We start from the raw sequence: 21,255 nt of genomic DNA on the forward strand, positions 1-21,255 counted from the left end.
AGATGACGACAGCTGTCTTTGAATGGGAGAAAAAAATTCGGTCGCAAATTGGCACAGTTGCGCTGACCGGGTATGGCGCCATAGCCTTACTCGTGGGGTGCTTCGGCTATTGGGCCGCCACAGCTCCGCTATCTGGAGCGGCCGTAGCCCATGGTGCAATTTCCGCGTCCGGCCGTAACGTGAGGATCCAACATCTGGAGGGCGGGATCATCCATCAGACGTTGATCGAGGAAGGCGACCGCGTGAAAGCGGGCCAGGAATTGATTCTGCTTGATGACACCACGGCCAAAACCCAGGTCAACCGGCTGTCCAAGCAGTTTGTTTCCCTATCGGCCAAGGCCCAGCGCTTAATCTCTGAACGCGATAGCGCCACAGCTCTTGAACTCCCCGAAAGCCTGCGCCAAAGCGCTGACGACATCGAGCTTTCCAATCTTATTGAGGAGCAGCGCAAGGAGTTTGTCGCGCGACTGAGTCGCTTCAAGTCGGAGCAGGACATCCTCAACCAGCGCGTCTCGACGCTGCGGGAATCCCTGGTGGGCCTATCAGCGCAGCGACAGGCGATCGAGAGCCAGTTGACGATCGTTGCCGACGAGCTCAAGCGCAAGAAGGCACTGGTCGACCAGGGCCTGACAAACCACTTCGAATACACCCAGATCCAGCGCAACCAGGCAGATCTCATCGGCCAGGCGGGATCAATCGAGTCCGAGCTCGCGTCAACGCGCAGCCAGGTCGTCGAGGCCAAGGAACAAATCGAGCGCAGCAAAACCCAACGGGTCGAGCAAGCTGTCAGCGAACTCGCAGAGACACGCACGTCGCTGGCGGACATCGAAGAGCAGCTCGCCGCCGCGCAAGCGATCCTGTCTAGGACCACGGTGCGTTCCCCAACCGACGGGATCATCGTTTCGGCCGTCTACAGCTCGCCAGGGGCTGTCGTTGCACCCGGCGAGAAGGTTATCGAGATCCTGCCCACCGGCTCCAGTCTGATCGTTGAGGCGAAACTCAGCCCGCGAGACATCGACTCGGTCCATGCTGGACAATCCGCGAGACTCAAACTGACGGCCCTCAACACGCGCCTCACCCCGGACGTGGCCGCAACGGTCATCAACGTATCGGCTGACCGTTTGATGGATGAAAATACTCACGAGCCCTACTATCGGGCCAAGCTGCGGATCACCGACGACCTTCCCGCCCCTGTCACCGCGGAACAACTCTACCCCGGTATGCCGGTCGAAGCCTTTATCAGCACCGGCGATCGGACCTTCTTCGAATATCTGGTCAGGCCGGTATTGGACTCGTTCCATCGGGCGTTCGTGGAGCGGTAACAGCGACAAGCGAACAAGAACGCACAAGCCGGAAGCACCGAAATGCCCGGCAGTGGGACCAAGTCAGTTCGGTGCTGGAGAGGATTCGTGGCCCTGAAGGGTAAGTGACCATGAAGAGTCATCGGTAGCTCTATATTGCCGATGCCCCCAATTTGAATGTCCGCAATTGCTTCTTGCATACCGGAAGCTGCCATTCCGCTCCCGGCCCCAAAGCTGCCGGATGCGTCTAGCTTGGTCAAAGGGAGTAAGTTCCGGCACTTCCTTAGAGCAGACGTTGTCCACGATAAGACCGAGGTCGCGCTGGCGCCCGCGAGGGGTAGGTGGTCCACCTAGGCCAGCGAGTTGATTTGTCTCCTATCATGCAACGTTAGGGAGGCTAGTGACGACGAAGCGATGCCAGGCATCGCCAAGCACGAGCGAGGTTTCGACTTTGCCGAAGCCCGCCGACAGAAGGCCTTCCGAAAGCTTGGGAAAGTCGAGGTTCGATCCGAACCAGGACGGTTGAGGCGGAAAGCGCGCGGCCCCGATCGCCTGGCGGGTCCAGCGGCCCTCACGCATCCAGCGCACGACGCTGTCTGGCTGGTCCTGGCAAAGATCCGAGCCAATGCCGAGTTGCTCCGCTCCCATGATCTCGGCGGCTGCTGAGGCCATTTCGCCGAATTGCCGAAGCGTCGTCTCCGAGCCCTGCTGAAGATGCAACGGGTAGAGCGAAAGGCCGAGCAGTCCCTGCTTGTCGCGCAGCGCTTGCATGACGGTCCTTGAAACATTGCGGTTGCTGTCGCAGAGCCAACGCGGATTGGCGTGGCTGATGACCACCGGCTTTTGCGACAGCGCGATCGCTTCCAGCGCCGTTCGCTCGCCCGCGTGCGACAGATCGATGATCATGCCGAGCCGGTTCATTTCGACAATCGCCTCGCGCCCCATGCGGGTGATGCCGCTGTCTTCCTTTTCCATCCAGCCGCAGCCCAAAAGCGACTGGTTGTTGTAGGAGAGCTGCATGAAGCGGATGCCGAGATCGAAGAGCATTTCGATCAGGCCGATGTCGTCCTCGATCGGCATCGGGTTCTGCAGGCCGAGGAAAATCGCCGTCCGGTTCGTGGCGCGAGCGCGCTCGATGTCGGCGCTGTCGCGCGCCAAAAGGATGACGTCCTCGTTGTCGCGGAAGCGTGTGCGCCAATCGATGAGGTGGCGCACCGTCTCGCGGAAACCTCCATGGTAGCCGACAGTGGCGTGGACCGCGGTCAGGCCGCCCTGGCGCATCTGTTGAAAGATCTCGCGCGACCAGTTGCAGTATTGAAGCCCGTCAATGAGCACCTGGGGCTGATCGGTAGTCATTCGGGTACGCCCGCATGGATATAGGACGTCTTGACCTGCGTGTAGAACTCGACCGCGGCACGGCCCTGCTCGCGCGGGCCGTAGCTGGAGGCACGAACCCCGCCGAACGGCACATGATAGTCTGTGCCTGCGGTCGCAAGGTTGACCATGACGCAGCCCGAGCGCGACGCATGGCGGAACTTCGTGGCGCGCGCCAATGAGCGCGTGGCGATCCCCGCCGTCAGCCCATAAGGCGTGTCGTTGGCGAGGAAGATTGCCTCGTCAAGATCATTGGCGGTGATGACGCAGGTGATCGGCGCAAACATTTCCTCCTGGTTGATGCGCATGCGCGAGCGCCCGTTGAGGAAAACGGTGGGCGCCATGTAGTGTCCCCGATGCGCCCGGTCGAGCGCCTCGCCACCTGTTGCAAGCTCGGCGCCTTCGCTTTTGCCGAGCGCCACATAGTCGAGGTTGGCGACGAGTTGCCCGGCGCTGACGACCGGTCCCATCTGGACACCGGCTTCCAGGGCATGGCCGACCTTCAGCGCCTTGGTTTTTGCAAGGAACTTCTCGACAAAGGCATCATGCACCGGCTTGTGGACGATGAGACGCGAGGACGCCGTGCATTTCTGTCCCGAGCCGCCAAAAGCGCCGTTCACGGCAAGGTCGACGGCGCGGTCGAGGTCGGCGTCGTCCATGACCACGAATGGGTTCTTCGACCCCATTTCGAGCTGAAGTTTCACGAACCGCGCCGCGGCCAATGCCGCGATGCCGGAGCCGACGGCGCCGGAGCCGGTGAAACTCAGGCCTTGGATGTCGGCGCTTGCGGCAAGCTCGCGACCGATTGTCGATCCCGATCCCATGACGAGATTGAAAAGGCCTTTTGGGATGGCCTGCCGGCTGATGATCTCAGACAACGCCCAGGCGCTGGCTGGCGTAATGCTGGCCGGCTTCCAGACGACGGCATTGCCGAAAGCCAGTGCCGGCGCGATCTTCCAGGACGCGGTGGCGATGGGAAAATTCCACGGCGATATGATCGCGACGACGCCGAGCGGCTCGCGCTCTGTCAGGACGTCCACGCCGGCCCTGACAGAGTCCGCCGAAGAGCCGAGATTGCGCAGCGCCTCGGCGGCGAAATAGGTGAAGAACTGCCCGGCGCGATAGACCTCGCCAACGCCCTCGGCCAGGATCTTGCCTTCCTCACGGGACAGCAGTTCGCCAAGCTCCTTCGAGCGCGCCATCAATTCGCGGCCGATGGCATCCAGCACAGTGGCCCTAGCTTCGAGCCCGGCCGCCGCCCATTCTCGCTGCGCGCCATGAGCCGCCGCCACGGCGTCGTGAACATCGGACGATGCAGCTTGGGCAAAACGCCCGACACTATCGGTGAGGTCCGACGGATTGCTGTCCTCGATCCAGTCGGCGCCATCGCGCCACTCGCCGGCAACGAAGTTCTGTCCGTTCAGCATCGTGTTCGTCCTGCATCAATTCGGTTGACAACGACCTAACCAATGCTGTGAACTTCAATCAAGCTCAATTTTTGGTACAAATGTTCAGACAAGCTTAACAGTGACCAAAACCATCAGCCTGATCGGCATGCGCAGCTTCGTCGCGGTTTGCGAGAGCGGTGGCGTGCGCGCCGCGGCGAATCAGATCGGCCGCACGCCGTCCGCTGTGTCGATGACCCTCAAACAGCTCGAGGACGACATTGGCGCGCCACTGTTTGAGAGCGAGCGCAAGGGTGCGCTTTCAGCCGTGGGGCGCATCGTGCTCGACGAGGCGCGGGCAATGATCGCCCACTATGATCGCGCCTGCCTGGCCATCGTCAGCTACGCGGCCGATCGGGAGGGCCGCTGTGACGTCGCAAGCGTGCCTTCCGTTGCCGTGACCTTGCTGCCACGGGCGATCGCCCAGCTGCGCGCCGAAGGCGACCGCTTCGATATCCATGTTCGCGACAGCGATTCCAACGCCATCGTCGAGGCGGTCGAAAACGGCATGGTGGAGGTCGGCTTGTGCGTGCTTGCAACCAAGCGGCCGCAACTCAGCTTCGAGCCGCTGTTCCAGGAGCCGCTCGATTTCGTCTGCCCGGTCGATCATCCCCTGGCCAAATCGAAACGTCCATTGACGTGGGAGCAACTGGAAGGCGAGAGCTTCATCCAGAATGGCGCGGCCGCAGCCCTTGGCATTGCCGAGATCGACGCGCTTGCCGCCGGCTCGAAATTAACCGCGAGAAATGTGGGCTCCAATCTGGCGATGGCGGAGGCCGGGCTAGGCGTGACCATCCTGCCTCGGCTTTGCCGCTGGAAATCCAGCCACGCCGTTCGCTTTGTGCCGCTTGCCGACCCTCGTTCGAGCCGAACGGTCGGCTGGATCGCCAAGGAAGGCCGTAACCTGCAGCCGGCATCGCTCAGGTTCATCGAATGCATTCGCGTGCAGACGCGGGCGAGCGAGGGAGAATTCGGCTATGCGGCGGCGTGAATGGCGGGTGACCAGATGACGCGCCTGACGCAAGCCCGGATCGAGACGCTGGCCTGCACCGCCCTGATGCGTCACGGCGCCAGCGAAACGCAGGCCCGGGCGCTGGCCGCCGGCGTCGCAGCGGCCGAACGCGACGGCCTGAAGTCGCACGGCCTGATGTATCTGCCGACCTATTGCGAGCATCTTGACTGCGGCAAGGTTCTGGGACAGGCAGAGCCGAGCCTGACGCGTCCGGCACCGGCAGTCGTCGTTGTCGATGCCGGCAACGGCTTCGCCCACGCCGCCATTTCCGCCAGCCTGCCGCAATTGATCGAAGCGGCGCGTTCGCAAGGTCTCGCGGCGCTCGCCATCCGCAACTCCTACAACTGCGGCGCGCTTGGTTATCACACGGAACGGATCGCCCGGGACGGCCTGGTCGGGCTGGGCTTCACCAACGCGCCGGCCTCGATCGCGCCCTGGGGCGGCCGCAAGGCGGCCGTTGGCACAAATCCCTGGTCGCTGGCGGTTCCCGACGGGCAAGGCGGCGCGCGCTTCGTCATCGATCAGAGCGCGAGTGTCGTCGCCAAGAGCGAAGTCATCAAGCGGGCTCGCGCCGGCGAACCTATCCCTCCCGGCTGGGCCTTCGACGCCAGCGGCGAGACCACCACCGATGCCGGCGAAGCGCTGAAGGGCACGATGGCGCCGGCCGGCGGCTATAAGGGCGTCGGCTCCGCCCTGCTGGTGGAGATTTTCGCCGCATGCCTAACCGGCGCCAACCCAGGGCTTGTCGCCAGTCCGTTCTCCGGCACAGCCGGAGGTCCCCCTGGGACTGGTCAATTCTTCCTGGCGGTCGCCCCCGACGCTACCTCGGGTGGAGCGTTCGCCGGAGCGCTGGAGATCGTCGTTGGTGCCTTCGCCGGCGAGGCAAGGCTTCCGGCGACACGGCGCTTTGCCGCGCGCGAGCGCAATACACGCGAAGGTATCGAGGTGGCGGCGGAAACGCTTGCCACGCTCGAAAAGCTCGCCGGGACAGCCGCATGATTGCATTGCGCCCGCCCGAGATCGTCATGCGCCTGCAGCGGCTTGGCGCGGCACATCCGACGCGGTTGAGTTTCCTGCGCCAGCTGATCCGCCGCGCCACCAAGGAACAATGGCGTGTGCGCAAGGATCGGTTCGAACTGGATAACCGTGGCTTCGGACGCGCGGTCTATGCGGTCGAGACGCCGGCAAGGGTCTACAGCCTTGTCGCGTTCTCGACGCCCCTCGATGATGAAAACCGTTCCGACCGGGTGATCGCGCAGGCCTGGGACACGAGCTACGTGCTGTATGACGGATTGCCCGATCATGCCGAGATCGTAAGGCTGGAAGGGAATGCGCCGCTGCAGGAAGCGGGTCGCTTTACAAGCCGCGAACTCGTGCTGGCACGCGCCAACAAGAGCGTGCGGCTGTTCGAGGAGGTCGTCACGCAGCTGGCGCAGGGACGGCAGCCGGACGAGGAGAATTTGCTTGGTGTAGGCTATTTGCTGCGCACCACGGCGGTCTATGGCAACGGCAAGTTCGGCATTGCCGACCGCGACGAGATCGAGTCGCGGCCGGAGCTTGCCGGCTCGTTCCAGGCGGAGATGCTCACGGTCTGGCTGATCCGGTCCTTCACGCTCGATCTGGTCGATCACATCGCCCATTGCCGCAATCCGGCCGGCGCGGCGAGGCTGGCGCCGGATCTGCGTCGGGCGCTGGGCGTGGGCAATGCGACGGGGCTCGGCATGGCGCCCTTTCTTGTTCGCCATCCACTGCTGACGCATAGCTGGTTCCTTGCCCGCGAAACCGCGCTGGCACGCGTTCGCAGCGAACCGCATGCCGGCGAGGCGGAACGGAAGATCTTTTCGGAGGCTCTCGCCGACCTGCGTCGGCGTGTTGCCCGCTGGCATAGCGACGACAATCGTCAGGCCGCCGCGACCCGGTTACTGATCAACGATCTCGACACTCTGGCAGAAAATTTCGATTATCTTCTGGCAGGGCTCCAGCCCTGGGATGCACTCTATCGCTTCGCCGAGGAACGGCTCTCCATGGAGGGGCAGGAGGCCTGTGTTTCGCTGATCCTCGAGCCGCACGGCGCCCTAATCGACGACCTTGGCGAGACAATGAAGGCCGACGAGACGCCCGGCCATGTGATCGACGGCCGCATGTCTTGCGGCGCGCTTCGCCAGGCGCTTCTCGACTGCTATTTTTGGGCGGCAAGGATCGACTTCGATGATCCAGCCGCCAATGCCCGTTTCTGGTATGTCTCGGCAGAAAAGCTTGAGCCTCGTCTCGGCGAACGCTTCGAGGAAGACGGAGCCGAGCTCGAACAGCCTTTGGCCACGGCGCGCGACGCGCTCAGCCTGGCCGCGGCCCTTGCGCTAGAGCCCGCTTCGGCCAATGTCGCTGGGTTCTTGCTACGCCACCCGCAATGGCGCCATGCCGTGCGACGCGCCCAGATCGTCGCCCGCTTCCCTTATGCCGAGATCCACGACAATCTGATCGGCGCGGATCTGCGGCCGGTCGACATCTTGCGCGCCAAACTCGCATTTTTCGGCGCTCGCAGTTTCGACCCACGCTCGGACCGCTGGCTGCGCATCGCCCTGTTCAGCGGCGAGGATCTGATCGAGGACGTCGCCACAGTGGGAGAAGCCCGTTGATCGAACTGTCGTTCAACGAGGTGGAAACGCTGAGCGCAAAAGCGGCGCGGGGTGCGGGATTTTCATGGGGCCTTGCCGAGGATATCGGACGCGCGGCGCGCGCGCTCGCGGCTGACGGCCAGGATTGGGGTTCGGCCATGCTGAGCCTGGTCGAAAATGCGCGCTCCTTCGAGGCGCCTGATCTGATCCGCGCAGCGCGCTGGTACGAGGGCAAGGGCGAGGGCGAGGGCGGGGCCAATATAGCGGCCGGCAAGCCGCTCTGCCCGGCCAAAACGGCTGCCCTTCTGCTCGACCACCCGCCTCCAGCTGACGCGATGCCGCTCACGATCCTCGATGTCGGCCTGCCGGTCTGGCTCGACGCCATGCTGCGCCGGTCGGCCATGCGCTTGGCGCATGTGCCGGCACTTTCGGTGTCCAGGGCTGATGTCGTCATCGAACACCGTTCAGGCATTGGACAGCCACGCGCGGGGTCACGCAGGGCGGTCGAGCAGCAGACGCTTGTTGCGCTGAATTCCTTCGCCGCCAAAACCTATGTGCCGGAAAGCGAGAGATCGCGCGTGCGCGGCGCCGGCGGCGGCCGTGTCGACGATGAATAGGGGAGAGCAATGACCACAGCCGACGTCCAGAAGATCGCCATGCGCGGCGCGGGCTACTATTCGGCCAACACAGTCGGGGCCAAGAACGTGATCGACAAGGTCGGCGACCTCGTCGTCGCCTCTGTCGCCAGTATGCCCAGGCTGGCCGATGGCCAGCCATTCGCGATCGCCGATTTCGGCGCCGCCGACGGCGGCACCTCGATGGATATGATGCGGCGGCTGGTCGGCGCCATCCGGGCAACGGAACCGGATCGCGCCATTTCGATCACGTACACCGACCTGCCTCACAACGATTTCTCGACTCTGTTCCGGCTGAGCCAGGGACTGCTTGGAGCTCCCGCGCAGGTTCCGCTGGCGGAGACGCCTTCACTCTACATCTTCGGCAGCGGCACCAGCTTCTATCGCCAGATCGTGCCCGACAATTCCCTGTCGTTCGGCTTCTCCGCCACGGCCATGCACTGGATCAGCAAGCGGCCCGGCATGATTGCCGATCATGTCCAGGCGGTTGGCGCCACCGATGCCGAGCGCCAGCTGTTTCGCGCGCAAGCCTTGGACGACTGGGAGACGATCCTGATTGCCAGGGCGCGCGAGCTACGCTCCGGCGGCAGGCTGGCGCTAGCCAATTTCTGCGTCGATGAAGCGGGGCGCTATCTCGGACATACGACAGGGGTCGACATGTTTGATTCTTTCGCACGGCATTGGCGCGACCTGCTTCGGGTCGGGCGGATCAGCGAGACCGAATACGTCAGCGCGACATTCCAGCAATTCTACAAGACGCCGACTGAGTTCGCCGCGCCATTCCGCGACCCCGCTTCGCCGGTGTCGCAAGCAGGACTGGAGCTGGAGACGATGTTCACCGTGGTGACGCCGTGTCCCTACGCTGAGGCCTTCCGGGCCCATCGCAATGCGGAGGAGTTTGCCAGGGGGTATGTCCCGACGCTCCGCTCCTGGTCGGAAACTGTTTTTGCAAACGCACTGGATTCCTCGCGTCCCGCGAACGACCGTTCCGCAATCGTCGATGATCTTTACGGCGCTTACGAAGCTGACGTCGCGCGCGCGCCCGAAGGGCATCGCATGGACTACGTCCACTGTGTGACGGAGATCGTCAAATCATAAGAGATATCCAGGTTTGCCCCGGGCTTCTTCGTCGGCGCACGTTGACGACAGGAAAGGTCAGGTCGCGACGCGCCCACGTCAACCTCAATGTCTGCTCGTGAAGATTCGCAACCCGAAGCTGCCGGGCTGCTTTCGGCCCACAGCGGTCATTCGAGAACTGGCCGCGGATGACCGCTTCTGGCCCAAACGGTCGCGGATTGCGCCACCAAGGATCGGCTGTCAAACTGGGAGATCGGTCCAAAATGACGTTGTCATCTGCGCGCTCTGTATCGGATCCCATTCTCGGATAAGAACTCGATTCCGGCACCTTCAAGGGCATGCCTTATACTCGTCAGATTGTTGGCGATCGGCATACGCGCCCCGCGTTCAAAATCTGCAATCGTCTGTCGAGCAACGGTTGCTACTTCAGCTAACTGTTCTTGGCTCCATCCAAGCATCGCGCGAGCGCCACGACACTGCTCTACCGTTAGCGCACGTTCCATTCTATCAATCCGATTGACGTCAATCAATTTGTATAAGATGATGTTTCCCTTATCGGCCGAGCTGAGCGCTAGCACGCCCAGCCCGACCTAACCACGACCAAGCTATGAGGAGCTCGGATCATGACTGATTCCGACAATAGCACGACTCCGCCTCGCGTCACCCGCAGGCGGATGCTTGTAGGAACGGCAATTGCACTTGCGGGATCAAAGCGCAAAGCATTTGCCGGCACGGATTTAGAAATAGACCTATCCGCTGATCCTGCGATTGCGGCGTGGGACAAATGGCAGGCAGCACACCAGCGGACCGAGCGGCTGTGCCGTCAGCAGCAGCGCCTGGAGCGCAAGCTTGCCGAAACGGTCGGATTTCCTTGCACGACTGTGCGGCTGCACAACGGAGGGAACGTAAGGCTGTATTCACTTGAGGCGCTTACCGAGATGCTCGATATAACTCCAGCGGACTCGGCTGTTCGTGGGAAGGCCGAAGCCGATTTTGCGGCACATCAGGCGCACTGGGATGCCGCCGACAGGGAGATTGGCTACTCGGCGACAATGCGCGCCGAACGCGAGGCCGCCGATCGAGCAGGGGACCTGCTTGAGCTGTTGTCGAAAACCCCCGCAGGGTCCCTTGCCGGTGTGGCAGCCAAACTTGATGCGGTGCTGAGGGAAGGGCAGTCTTCGCAAGCCGATACTGAGTTTCCTTGGCCCCAGATTCGCTCGGCATTCGACGATATTGGTCGGATTAGCCGGCAAGGTGGGCTGAGTCAGATATTCGGCCCTGACGGATTGTAAGGCACAAGGCGAAATACTGATTGGGTTTGGAGTGTCAGCGCACCTTCGGGCTCACTTACCTAATTTCTAACTCGAAGGACCAATGCCAAGGCGGCGCAATGCCACGGGCGGGCCGTGTAGACCCGCCGATATGCACTTCTCCATGATCGCAGACAGGAGCCAATTGAGGTCGGCAGCCTTCGGCAGCATCCGTATGCCCGCCTTCGATAGCTCACATAATGCCTTGTATCGGCTAGCAATTTTAATTTGGTCAGCGACAATGGCGGAATGTCAGCCTTTCCACTTCGCAGGTCGACGGAGCTCACCGGTCTATTCGACTACGCCGTCCCTAGTCGCTGTCCAAAATCTGACCGAGCGAAACGGTACAAGGAGGAGTGGCAACCGGAAATCCTCGACGATTGGCCCGATCCTATTCCCATTTCGGAGCGAGAGTTGGACCTGTTTGATGTTCACTGCTCCGATCTGCTTGATGAAATTTTTGGAGCTAGAAACTGACCTGACGAGAGGAGGCCGCTCATGAATGCCAAAGCGAGCTCCATCTTGGCGATATCCGGCCGAGCCGCGCTTTATCTCCGCGTATCAACCGGCCGGCAGGCTGAGCACGACCTTTCAATCCCCGACCAGCGTCGCCAGCTACAGGCCTATTGTCAGACGAAGGGAATTGCGGTGACGACGGAGTTTGTTGAGCCGGGTGCGTCGGCGACCGACGACAAGCGGCCCGAATTCCAGAGAATGATGGACGCTGCATCGCAACGCCCTGCGCCCTTCGACACTATCATTGTCCACTCGTTCTCACGGTTCTTTCGCGATCAGTTTCAGCTCGAGTTCTATGTCCGACGATTGGCGAAGAACAATGTTCGGCTGACGTCAGTTACACAGGATCTCGGCGACGATCCCATGAGTACCATGATGCGCCAGATCATGGCGCTATTCGATGAGTATCAGTCCAAGGAGAATGCCAAGCATACGCTTCGGGCTATGTGCGAAAACGCTCGGCAGGGTTTCTGGAATGGGTCCAGACCACCCTACGGCTACCGGACAGTGGCTGCCGAGCAACGTGGCACCCGGACCAAAAAGAAAATCGAACCCGACCCTCTCACCGCCGACCATGTCCGCTTGATGTTTCGTTTGGCGCGTGCCGGCGACAGCGATAACGGCCCAATGGGAGTGCGTCAGATCGCCAGCTATCTGAACAATCGCGGGATTCGGACACAAACCGGAGGTCGGTGGGGTCTCGGAGGAGTCCATCAGGTCCTTACGCGCTCGACCTACATCGGGCGACATCGTTTTAACGTCAGCGGCAAACGGAAGGGCGTTGAGAAGGCTGCGGAAGATGTCGTCGAAGTCGAGGTGAAGCCGATCATCGAAGAGGTTGAATTTAATACGGTACAGGAGCTTCTTAAGTCGCGAAGCCCGCAGTTGCGGGCGCCTCGATTCGTGAACAGCCCGATGCTCTTGGGTGGTGTCGTGTTCTGCGAGGACTGTGGAGGTGCGATGACCCTGCGCACCTCGGGAAAGGGAAGACAGTATCGATACTACACCTGTTGCACGACCGCCCGGCAGGGACAAACCGGTTGCAAGGGTCGAACAATGCCGATGAAGAAACTGGACGAATTGGTCGCGAACTATGTGGAACAGCGACTTTTGCACCCAGTTAGGCTCGAGGCGTTGCTGTCCGGGTTGCTACGACGAAGGGCAGAGCAAAACAATCGCGAGAAGGACCGGGCCGGCGATCTGCGACGACAGGCTGCTGACGCCGAGGGGAAGCTCACGCGACTTTATGAAGCGATCGAGAACGGTCTGGCTGATTTGGCGGATAGCAACCTCAAGGGACGAATCGCGGAGTTGAAGAGGATTCGGGATGCGGCCAACGCCGATGCCGAGCGCGCGATGGACCGAGACAGCCATGCGGTCAAGATAACGCATGAGGCGGTTGCGCGGTTCGCAGAAGCTGCCACGCAGCGACTCCGGGATGGGGACGGAAGCTTTAGGCGTCACCATCTGCAAACCCTGGTGCAGCGAGTTGACATTGGAGCTGAGCGGATTCTGATCAAGGGATCAAAGGCTACGCTTCTTCAGACACTTGTAGCGTCAGGCGAAAAGCCTGGCGTGTGCATGGCGGGGCGCGACGTTCGCAGTTTTGTACTGAAATGGCTCCCCGGGCCGGATTCGAACCAGCGACCAACCGGTTAACAGCCGGTTGCTCTACCACTGAGCTACCGGGGAACGGAGGCTCTTATGTGAGTGGCGCAGCCTATAGCTGCCCTTTTCGGCTTTGCAAAGAAGCATTTCGCATTTTTCCGAGGCTTTTTCGCGCAGGGGTTTCTCGCAATCGTCGACAGATGCCCTCATATTAGCCGTCTTGGCAGGGGCAGGGAACCGAAAGCGTGGCTGCGGCCTTAGTTTAATGGTGCTCCTGAATGATCAAAACGGATTAACCTTTCGAGACGATGACAGCACAAGACAACCGGATGCCAGCGCGAAAAATCTCGGTTCTCGGGCGTGAGTTCAAGATGCCGCGCTCGCGCGGGCTCAGAATCACCATCGGTATCCTGCTGACCATCGGCGGCATCCTCGGTTTCCTGCCGATCCTCGGCTTCTGGATGGTTCCGCTCGGATTGCTGGTGCTGTCCTATGAATTCGCCATGGTTCGGCGTCACCGCCGCCGCTTTGTCGTCTGGTGGGAACGGCGCCGCCGGCCGGATTGACGGCCGATATCGCAAGATGACGCGCCTTAGCGTCCAGCGTGCTCTTCCAGTGCCTCACAGATCTGTTTGAGAATTGCCGCGGCTGAGGCAAGTCTTGCCTTGTCGTGCGGCGACAGGCTGCCCGCACCTTCGATGGACAGACGATCGATGGCGTAGTGCAAAAGCTCTCCGCACTGCGGCAGAGACAGGCTGGCCGGCGCGTTCTTGTCTTTTGCCACCGTTGCCTGATGCATGGCTTTGCCTCCTGGCGTGCTCAACGCATGGGCCGTGGATGCGTTTCTTCCGACGACAAGCCATGCTTAACAATCCGCTAATATGCCGTTGTGTTGCCTGGGTAATGAGGATTTGACGGATGCTCCCCGCGCTGGTGCAGAGGAAACCGTTCGGAATGCACGGTCGCCGCTTGACGGCATTTTCGCCGCAACCTATTGGAACCGGGTGGAACGCCGGGAGCAACGAGGCCTCGTGGCGGAGTGGTTACGCAGAGGACTGCAAATCCTTGCACCCCGGTTCGATTCCGGGCGAGGCCTCCAATGCCCGGGCCCCCGCGCAGCAGCGCAGGGGCCTGAAGTTCCTGACATAATGAACCGCGGTTCTGGCGCGGCAAGCGGATTGGTTGGGACATGAGCGCTGATTTCTCCGAGCTTCGCGTCAAGATGGTCGACGGCCAGGTTCGCACCACCGATGTGACCAGCGCGCCGCTGCTCGACGCCATGCTTGTCGTGCCAAGAGAGGTCTTTGTCGGCGCCGCCCAGCGCGATCTCGCCTATATCGACGAGGACATCCGCATTGCCGCCGGCGCCGACGGCGCGCGCTACCTGATGGAAGCCTCGCCGCTCGCCAAGCTGATCCAGCTGGCTGAGATCAACCCGACCGATTCGGCGCTCGATGTCGGGTGCGGCACGGGCTACGCATCGGCCATCCTGTCGCGGCTGGCCGGATCCGTAGTGGCGCTCGAAAGCGATTCGGCGCTGGCCGAAACCGCTAGATCGACGCTTTCGTCGCTTGGCTGCGGCAATGTGACCGTCGTTCAGGGGGCGTTGCCGCAAGGGTATGCAGCCAACGCGCCATATGACGTCATCTTCATCGGCGGCAGTGTCGCGGAAGTGCCGGCCCCGCTGCTCGACCAGCTTGCCGAAGGTGGCCGACTCGTCGCCGTCGAAGGACAGGGCAATTCCGGCGTGGCCCGACTTTTTTTCAAAGCCGGGGGGTTGTAACCGGAAGACGCGCGTTTAATGCGGCAATTAAGCCACTACCGGGGTTCGAACGTATTCGCGCCTTCGAATTCTGAATGATTTTGCCTTGCAGGAGAGACGTTGTCATGGTCGCTTGCATTTGAACGATCATTGCTGATCCCAGACTGGGGGCACTTTGGGGCTGAGCAGCAGGGAACATGAAACACGCCGCTACAGCTGCTCAAAGGAGAAGCTGGGGCGGCGCGGTTCCCATGGAAAACGAATGAGGGTTTAACCGTGCCGTCTGTACGAAAGTCACTTTTCACCGCCGTCCTCGTTTCGGCGACCATGCTATCCCCATTGGCCGCTTCGGCCGAAACCATCTCCGGCGCGCTTGCAAAGGCCTATCAGTACAATTCTTCGCTGAATTCGGCCCGCGCCGGCGTCCGTGTCACCGATGAGGGCGTCGCCATCGCCAAGTCGGGCTGGCGCCCGACTGTCACCGGCTCGGCGAATATCGACTATTCGAGCAGCCATCTCAACGGCACCAACTCAAGCGTGCGGCTGACCACCGGCAATTTTGGCGTCCAGATCAATCAGACGCTGTTCGACGGCTTTCAGACCAGGAACAATGTCGCTGCCGCCGAAGCGCAGGTCCGCGCGTCGGTCGAAAGCCTGCGCAACACTGAAGAGGGCATCCTGTTCACTGCTGCCCAAGCGTATATGAACGTCATTCGCGACCGGCAGGTCGCCGTGTTGACCGAGCAGAACCTGCAATTCCTGACCGAAACGGCGCGCGCGGCGCGGTCGCGCTTCGAGGTTGGCGAAGGCACACGCACCGACGTCGCGCAGGCCGACGCTTCGCGGGCCGCCGCAGTGGCATCGCTGAGTGCTGCCCGGGCGCAGGCGCTGGCAAGTGCGGCAAGCTATCGCCAGATCGTCGGCGACGAACCGGGCAAGCTCAAGGGTGCTTCGCCGGTTGCAAAATTGTTGCCGTCGAGCCTCGCCGCCGCCGTCGGGGTGGCCGCGAACGAGCACCCGGCCATCCTTGCCACCCAACACCTGGTCGATGCCGCCGCGTTTTCTGTGAAATCGGCTGAAGGTGCGCTACTGCCGCAGCTGTCGGCTTCCGCCGGCGTTTCGAGCGCCTATCGCAACACCTCGCCCTTGCCGGGCGTCAGTTCGCAGGACGGCACCACCAATTCGGCCAGTGTCGGGGCAACGCTGACCATCCCGATCTATTCTGGTGGCCGCACCTCGGCGATCGTGCGCCAGGACAAGGAATCGCTCAGCCAGGCTCGCATCGAGGTCGACGTCAGCCGCGACCAGGTCCGCCAGGCCGTTACCGCCGCCTGGACCGAGTACACCGCCGCGCAGCAGCAGCTGACGGCCAACAGGCAAGTGATCGAGGCCGCGAAGCTGGCGCTGAACGGTGTCATCGAAGAACGCAATGTCGGCCAGCGCACCACGCTCGACGTCCTCAACGCGCAGGCGACGGTCATCACCGCCCAGATCAACCAGGCCGGCTATGAGCATGATGTGGTGGTGGCGAGCTACGCCATCCTGCAGGCGACAGGCCGTCTGTCCGTCGACCGGCTTGGCTTGCAGGTGACGAAATACAAGCCTGAAGAGCACTACAACGCGGTCAAGGACAAGTGGTACGGCCTGCGCACGCCGGACGGCCGCTGAGGGCGTTCGGCCCGGGCTTTGCCGTCTCCCTGTTTGAGCGGGCTCTTTTGGCTCCGCTGCTCTTGGGTTCGGGATCGCGCTAATCTGTTGAAATCCCACAAGTCCCCAGATTGGGGATTCTCGTGCGGCGCTCTGTCGGTTACGCTGTCGCCATGATTCGATCCGGCTTTGCCGGAACGGAAACCCACAGGGGTCACAAAGGCGGCGGATGTGACGATGGCAACGGCAAGCAGCGCACAGCGCGAACCTTCCATGGAAGAGATACTGGCTTCCATCAGGCGGATCATTGAGGACAGCGACGGCGGCCGCAAGCAGCCGGGCGATGCCGATGAACTGCTCCAAGATCTGGAGCCGGCGTCGAGCGCCGCCGCAGCCCCCGACGTCGAAGCATTTCGTGCCGACCTGCATGCTGCTCCCGAGGTCAGGAAGCCGGTCACGTTGGCGGAAGTCCAGGCACAATTGCCGGCGGCCGAGCCGGTGATCGCGCGCATGGAAACGCCGGTGCGCCCCGATCCCGCCCCGGCAAAGCCAACAATGACACTTGCCGAGGTCAGCGCCCGCGTTGCCGCCGAGCCGGCTGCGGTCGATGCACCAGCACCGCGTCCTATCCCTGCTACCGAGGCCCCCGTCGCCGATTGGCGGCGCGAGATCGCCGCGGTTGGTGAGCAGGCGAGGGCGGTGTCGGACACGGGCGAGGTCCGCAAGGCGGTTGCCCAGCCACCGGTGGACAATCTCAGGGACGAGTCGGCCACGGAACCGGTCGTCGAGCCGTCTCGTCCGGATGCAAGCGTGGTGCGGCCGGCGGCGGCCAGTGATGCGCCGCGTCCGGCGATCGTTTCCGAGCACACCGGCCGGCAGGTCGCAGCGGCCTTTGGTGAGCTTTCCGACGCGTTTGCCAGCCGCAGCAAGAAGACGTTCGACGAGATGGCCGAAGAGATGCTGCGGCCGATGCTGCAGGATTGGCTCGACAACAATCTGCCGACACTGGTCGAAAGGCTGGTGCGCGAGGAGATAGAGCGCGTGGCGCGCGGGGCACAGTAGTCCCCATACCGATTGCCCAGGAGAAACGGCGCCTTCGTGGCGCCGTTTCTCTTTGGTGAGGTCAGTTCGCGCTGGTGGCGAAGCAGATGAGGTTTCCGTCGGGATCCCTGACGATGAACGTGCGGGCGCCCCACGGCTCGGTTCGCAATGTCTGGTGGAAAGGGGCCATCGCTACCTGATACTCCAGAAACAGCGCCTTGATGTTGTCGACGGCAATCGTCGCCGCCAGCAGATCGTCGCCGTGGCTGTTGGTGAAAGGCGGCTTGTCAACATGGCGCAGGTTGAGCCGCGCACCGTCCCGGAACACCTGTGCGTAGAAGGGCGGTTCGCCATAGGTGAAGCGTGTCTTGAAGCCGAGTATTCGCCGGTAGAAATCACAGGCTGCTTCGATATCGGAGACAAAGAGCTGCGGCTCGGCGAAGGCGAGGTGCGGTTTTGCGACATCTGTTGCTATGCGGTCAGTCACGGTTTGAGGGCCTTTCTTCAGCGCCTGCCAGCTATCGAAGCCTGACTTCCTGGCAACCAGTTCCTGGGCATCGGCAAGCTTGAAACCGTGATCGAGGATCTGACTATCGGTCAAATTGCGGAAAAGCGGCAAAATCCATCCAATCACAGCGGCGACGGGATAGTACCGTTCGCGGTGCCATTTGAGATAGAGCTTGTTGAGATAGAGCTTGGCCTGTTTCTTGTGGTGTTCGAGCGTTGGCATGGGCGCATTGCGGGTTGAGGTGGCGTAGGCGGGCAATGCCCCTCCGGCCGGAAGCCGATGCGCCCTACAGCAGCGTTGGTACGGTATTGGGATGACGCTTGGCGGTCAAGGCGGTCAAGCCCCCCTTTTCCCAGGCAACAAGTGGCTGCTTTCTTTGAAGGACGATCGCAAGTGGTCTTCCTTGATCGGATCATGGCCATGCCTATTTGACGTCTAGGGTCCAAGACAGCCGCGGCGGTTGACTTGGCCAAAACCTTCCGATTTACACCGGACCAGCAAAACTCCCGACAGCGCGGACCATTTCCCATGCTTGAAAAGACCTACGACGCCAAAACCGTCGAGCCGAAGATCGCCAAAGTCTGGGAAGAGGCCGACGCGTTTCGCGCCGGTGCCGGGGCCGAGGAGGGGGCCGAGGCCTTCACCATCGTCATCCCACCGCCGAACGTGACCGGTTCGCTGCACATGGGCCACGCACTCAACAACACGCTGCAGGACATATTGGTGCGCTTCGAGCGCATGCGCGGCAAGAACGTCTTATGGCAGCCAGGCATGGACCATGCCGGCATCGCCACGCAGATGGTGGTCGAGCGCCAGCTGATGGAAAAGCAGATCCACCGCCGCGACCTGACCCGCGAGCAGTTCATCGAGAAAGTGTGGGAGTGGAAGGCCGAATCCGGCGGCGCCATCTTCAACCAGCTGAAGCGCCTCGGCGCCTCGGCCGACTGGTCACGCGAACGCTTCACAATGGACGAAGGCCTGTCCAAGGCCGTGCTCGAAGTGTTCGTCACGCTCTACAAGGAAGGGCTGATCTACAAGGACAAACGCCTTGTGAATTGGGACCCCAAGCTGTTGACCGCGATCTCCGATCTCGAGGTCGAGCAGCAGGAGGTCAACGGCAATCTCTGGCACTTCCGCTATCCCATCGAGGGCCAGGTCTTCGACCCGGAAAACCCGAAAACCTTCATCACCGTGGCGACGACACGCCCCGAGACGATGCTGGGCGATACGGCCGTCGCGGTGCATCCCGACGACGAACGTTTCCGGCATCTGGTCGGCAAGAACATCGTTCTGCCGATCGTCGGCCGCAAGATTCCTGTGGTGGCGGATGAGTATTCCGATCCGGAGAAAGGCTCGGGCGCGGTCAAGATCACGCCGGCGCACGACTTCAACGACTTCGAGGTCGGCAAGCGCCACAAGCTGCCGGCGATCAATATCCTGACCACGGAAGCGGCGGTGAGCCTCAAGGACAATGAGGATTTCCTCGCCGGTCTCGAGGTGACGCCGGAGCGCCAGGCGGTCTGGGATGAACTCGACGGCCTCGATCGCTTCGTCGCGCGCAAGAAGATCGTCGAGCTGATGGACGAAGGCGGCTTCCTCGAAAAGGTCGAACCGCATCGCCACGCGGTGCCGCATGGCGACCGCGGCGGCGTGCCGATCGAGCCGTTCCTGACCGAGCAGTGGTATGCCAACGCGGCGGAACTGGCCAAGCCGGCGATCGCATCGGTGCGCGAAGGCCGCACGAACTTCGTGCCGAAGAACTGGGAAAAGACCTATTTCGACTGGATGGAGAACATCCAGCCCTGGTGCATCTCGCGCCAGCTCTGGTGGGGTCACCAGATCCCGGCCTGGTACGGACCGGACGGTCGTGTCTTCGTCGAGAAGACCGAGGAAGAGGCGCTGGGCGCGGCGATCGAATATTATCTGGCGCTGGAAGGCCCATGGAAGGCCTGGGTCGAAGACAAGCTCGAGAACTACAAGCCAGGTGAGATCCTGACCCGTGACGAGGACGTGCTCGACACCTGGTTCTCGTCGGCGCTGTGGCCGTTCTCGACCTTGGGATGGCCCGATGAGACGCCCGAGCTGAAGACCTACTACCAGACCGACGTGCTGGTGACAGGCTTCGACATCATCTTCTTCTGGGTCGCCCGCATGATGATGATGGGCCTGCACTTCATGGACGAGGAGCCGTTCCACACCGTCTATGTCCATGCGCTGGTGCGCGACAAGAACGGGCAGAAGATGTCGAAGTCGAAAGGCAACGTCATCGACCCGCTCGACCTGATCGACGAATACGGCGCCGATGCGCTGCGCTTCACGCTGACGGTGATGGCGGCGCAAGGCCGCGACGTGAAGCTCGACCCGGCGCGCATCGCCGGCTATCGCAATTTCGGCACCAAGCTTTGGAACGCGACGCGTTTTGCCGAGATGAACGAGGTCGCGCGCAATGACGATTTCTGGCTGAACGACGCCAAGCTGGCGGTCAACCGCTGGATCTTGACCGAGTTGACGCGGGCCGCGCGTGAAATCACGGACGGCATCACCTCATACCGCTTCAACGAGGCGGCGGGCGCTGCCTACCGCTTCGTCTGGAACCTGTTCTGCGACTGGTATCTGGAACTGCTGAAGCCGGTGTTCATGGGCACCGACGAGGCGGCCAAGGCCGAAAGCCGCGCCTGCGTCGCCTTCGTGCTCGACGAGATCTACAAGCTTTTGCATCCGATGATGCCGTTCATGACCGAGGAACTGTGGGCGCAGACCGCAGGCGAAGGCAAGGAACGCCCCTCACTGCTGTGCCATGCTGCATGGCCGTCGCCAGATTTCGAAGATGCCGAGGCTGCTGCCGACATCAACTGGCTGGTCGACCTTGTCTCCGGCATCCGCTCCGTGCGCTCGGAGATGAACGTGCCGCCGGCAGCCATCGCACCGCTCGTCGTCGTCGGCGCCAATGATGTGACACGTGAACGGCTCGTTCGCGAGGAGTCTGCGATCAAGCGGCTGGCGCGGGTCGGCGACATCTCGCTCGCCGATGTCGCGCCAAAGGGTTCGGCCCAGATCGTGCTCAACGAGGCGACGATCTGCCTGCCGCTCGGCAGCCTGATCGATCTTGCCGCTGAGGCTGCGCGGCTGCAGAAGGAACTGGCCAAGGTGACCGAGGAAATCGCGCGCCTGCACAAGAAGCTGTCCAACGAAAGATTCGTCGCCAGCGCACCGGCCGAGATCGTCGACGCCGAGCGTGAAAAGCTCGCCGAGTACCGCGACGCGCAGGGCAAGCTATCGGTGGCGTTGACCCGGGTTCGGGACGCCGGTTGAGGATGGATTCGAGAGACTTTAGTTCTCTTTAAAATGGCGGTGTTTTGCCTGGAAAATAGGCATTCCGTTGCGTTAATGTTGACGTAAACGGA

17 protein-coding genes, 2 tRNA genes and 2 pseudogenes are annotated in these 21,255 nt (G+C 62.0%); 14 read left to right on the forward strand and 7 right to left on the reverse strand.

Annotated elements, in window-relative coordinates:
• Positions 1-2 precede the first annotated feature (2 nt).
• Positions 3-1,322 (forward strand): HlyD family type I secretion periplasmic adaptor subunit, encoded by a 1,320-nt coding sequence (locus EJ076_RS18580; RefSeq protein ID WP_126068873.1) that lies wholly within the window; start codon positions 3-5, stop codon positions 1,320-1,322.
• A 357-nt stretch (positions 1,323-1,679) separates the two neighbouring features.
• On the opposite strand, the gene EJ076_RS18585 is transcribed toward EJ076_RS18580, so the two are convergent.
• Together EJ076_RS18585 and EJ076_RS18590 are read right to left on the reverse strand one after the other, a co-directional pair.
• On the reverse strand, positions 1,680-2,657 hold the full coding sequence (locus tag EJ076_RS18585) for a membrane dipeptidase (RefSeq protein WP_126068874.1): 978 nt from the start codon (positions 2,655-2,657) through the stop codon (positions 1,680-1,682).
• Positions 2,654-4,102 carry an aldehyde dehydrogenase family protein gene (locus tag EJ076_RS18590; RefSeq protein ID WP_126068875.1) on the reverse strand — a complete coding sequence of 483 codons (1,449 nt, stop codon included), beginning with the start codon at positions 4,100-4,102 and terminating at the stop codon, positions 2,654-2,656. The genes EJ076_RS18585 and EJ076_RS18590 overlap by 4 nt, the downstream gene beginning before the upstream one ends.
• Before the next feature lie 100 nt (positions 4,103-4,202).
• Here EJ076_RS18590 and EJ076_RS18595 point away from each other — a divergent pair, with 100 nt between their 5' ends.
• Genes EJ076_RS18595 through EJ076_RS18615 form a run of 5 tightly spaced genes read left to right on the forward strand, consistent with a single transcriptional unit; the run spans position 4,203 to position 9,480 of the window.
• Entirely contained in the window at positions 4,203-5,111 is a 909-nt protein-coding gene (locus tag EJ076_RS18595; protein ID WP_126068876.1) for a LysR family transcriptional regulator, read from the forward strand.
• Positions 5,112-6,131: an Ldh family oxidoreductase gene (locus EJ076_RS18600; RefSeq protein ID WP_245462832.1), complete on the forward strand. Its 1,020-nt coding sequence runs from the start codon at positions 5,112-5,114 to the stop codon at positions 6,129-6,131.
• On the forward strand, positions 6,128-7,768 hold the full coding sequence (locus tag EJ076_RS18605) for a hypothetical protein (RefSeq protein ID WP_126068877.1): 1,641 nt from the start codon (positions 6,128-6,130) through the stop codon (positions 7,766-7,768). The genes EJ076_RS18600 and EJ076_RS18605 overlap by 4 nt, the downstream gene beginning before the upstream one ends.
• Positions 7,765-8,364 carry a DUF3726 domain-containing protein gene (locus EJ076_RS18610; RefSeq protein ID WP_164548679.1) on the forward strand — a complete coding sequence of 200 codons (600 nt, stop codon included), beginning with the start codon at positions 7,765-7,767 and terminating at the stop codon, positions 8,362-8,364. Before EJ076_RS18605 ends, EJ076_RS18610 begins: the two co-directional genes overlap by 4 nt.
• A gap of 9 nt (positions 8,365-8,373) precedes the next feature.
• Positions 8,374-9,480 (forward strand): SAM-dependent methyltransferase, encoded by a 1,107-nt coding sequence (locus tag EJ076_RS18615; RefSeq protein WP_126068879.1) that lies wholly within the window; start codon positions 8,374-8,376, stop codon positions 9,478-9,480.
• 251 nt (positions 9,481-9,731) lie between these two features.
• Here EJ076_RS18615 and EJ076_RS18620 read toward each other — a convergent pair whose 3' ends face one another.
• Positions 9,732-9,962: a helix-turn-helix domain-containing protein gene (locus tag EJ076_RS18620; protein ID WP_342778201.1), complete on the reverse strand. Its 231-nt coding sequence runs from the start codon at positions 9,960-9,962 to the stop codon at positions 9,732-9,734.
• Between the two features lie 120 nt (positions 9,963-10,082).
• Between EJ076_RS18620 and EJ076_RS18625 the strand changes: the two genes are divergently transcribed.
• Positions 10,083-10,751, forward strand: coding sequence for a hypothetical protein (locus EJ076_RS18625; RefSeq protein ID WP_126068880.1), 669 nt, complete (start codon positions 10,083-10,085; stop codon positions 10,749-10,751).
• Between the two features lie 516 nt (positions 10,752-11,267).
• Positions 11,268-12,323, forward strand: a pseudogene (locus EJ076_RS35815) (recombinase family protein); the annotation flags it as partial.
• A gap of 111 nt (positions 12,324-12,434) precedes the next feature.
• Here the strand turns inward: EJ076_RS35815 and EJ076_RS35820 are convergent.
• Together EJ076_RS35820 and EJ076_RS18640 are read right to left on the reverse strand one after the other, a co-directional pair.
• Positions 12,435-12,752: a hypothetical protein gene (locus EJ076_RS35820; protein ID WP_245462833.1), complete on the reverse strand. Its 318-nt coding sequence runs from the start codon at positions 12,750-12,752 to the stop codon at positions 12,435-12,437.
• A 150-nt stretch (positions 12,753-12,902) separates the two neighbouring features.
• Positions 12,903-12,977, reverse strand: a tRNA-Asn gene (locus EJ076_RS18640).
• A gap of 224 nt (positions 12,978-13,201) precedes the next feature.
• Here EJ076_RS18640 and EJ076_RS18645 point away from each other — a divergent pair.
• Positions 13,202-13,459, forward strand: a complete 258-nt coding sequence (locus EJ076_RS18645) for a hypothetical protein (protein ID WP_126068882.1) — start codon at positions 13,202-13,204, stop codon at positions 13,457-13,459.
• A gap of 26 nt (positions 13,460-13,485) precedes the next feature.
• Here the strand turns inward: EJ076_RS18645 and EJ076_RS18650 are convergent, their stop codons facing one another.
• Positions 13,486-13,692 carry a hypothetical protein gene (locus tag EJ076_RS18650; protein ID WP_126068883.1) on the reverse strand — a complete coding sequence of 69 codons (207 nt, stop codon included), beginning with the start codon at positions 13,690-13,692 and terminating at the stop codon, positions 13,486-13,488.
• A 226-nt stretch (positions 13,693-13,918) separates the two neighbouring features.
• Here EJ076_RS18650 and EJ076_RS18655 point away from each other — a divergent pair.
• From EJ076_RS18655 to EJ076_RS18670, 4 genes and pseudogenes are all read left to right on the forward strand, one after another.
• Positions 13,919-13,992: transfer RNA gene (locus EJ076_RS18655), tRNA-Cys, on the forward strand.
• A gap of 90 nt (positions 13,993-14,082) precedes the next feature.
• Positions 14,083-14,750, forward strand: a pseudogene (locus EJ076_RS18660) (protein-L-isoaspartate O-methyltransferase).
• A gap of 181 nt (positions 14,751-14,931) precedes the next feature.
• Positions 14,932-16,323, forward strand: coding sequence for a TolC family outer membrane protein (locus EJ076_RS18665; RefSeq protein WP_109668830.1), 1,392 nt, complete (start codon positions 14,932-14,934; stop codon positions 16,321-16,323).
• 216 nt (positions 16,324-16,539) lie between these two features.
• On the forward strand, positions 16,540-17,364 hold the full coding sequence (locus tag EJ076_RS18670; RefSeq protein ID WP_126068884.1) for a PopZ family protein: 825 nt from the start codon (positions 16,540-16,542) through the stop codon (positions 17,362-17,364).
• Positions 17,365-17,425: 61 nt separating this feature from the next.
• On the opposite strand, the gene EJ076_RS18675 is transcribed toward EJ076_RS18670, so the two are convergent.
• Complete coding sequence (locus EJ076_RS18675) at positions 17,426-18,073, reverse strand: VOC family protein (RefSeq protein WP_126068885.1); 648 nt, start codon at positions 18,071-18,073, stop codon at positions 17,426-17,428.
• A 306-nt stretch (positions 18,074-18,379) separates the two neighbouring features.
• On the opposite strand from EJ076_RS18675, the gene EJ076_RS18680 reads away from it, so the two are divergent.
• Positions 18,380-21,163, forward strand: a complete 2,784-nt coding sequence (locus EJ076_RS18680; RefSeq protein WP_126068886.1) for a valine--tRNA ligase — start codon at positions 18,380-18,382, stop codon at positions 21,161-21,163.
• Positions 21,164-21,255 lie beyond the last annotated feature (92 nt).

Source organism: Mesorhizobium sp. M7D.F.Ca.US.005.01.1.1 (assembly GCF_003952545.1).
In the GTDB taxonomy this organism is placed as follows: domain Bacteria; phylum Pseudomonadota; class Alphaproteobacteria; order Rhizobiales; family Rhizobiaceae; genus Mesorhizobium; species Mesorhizobium loti.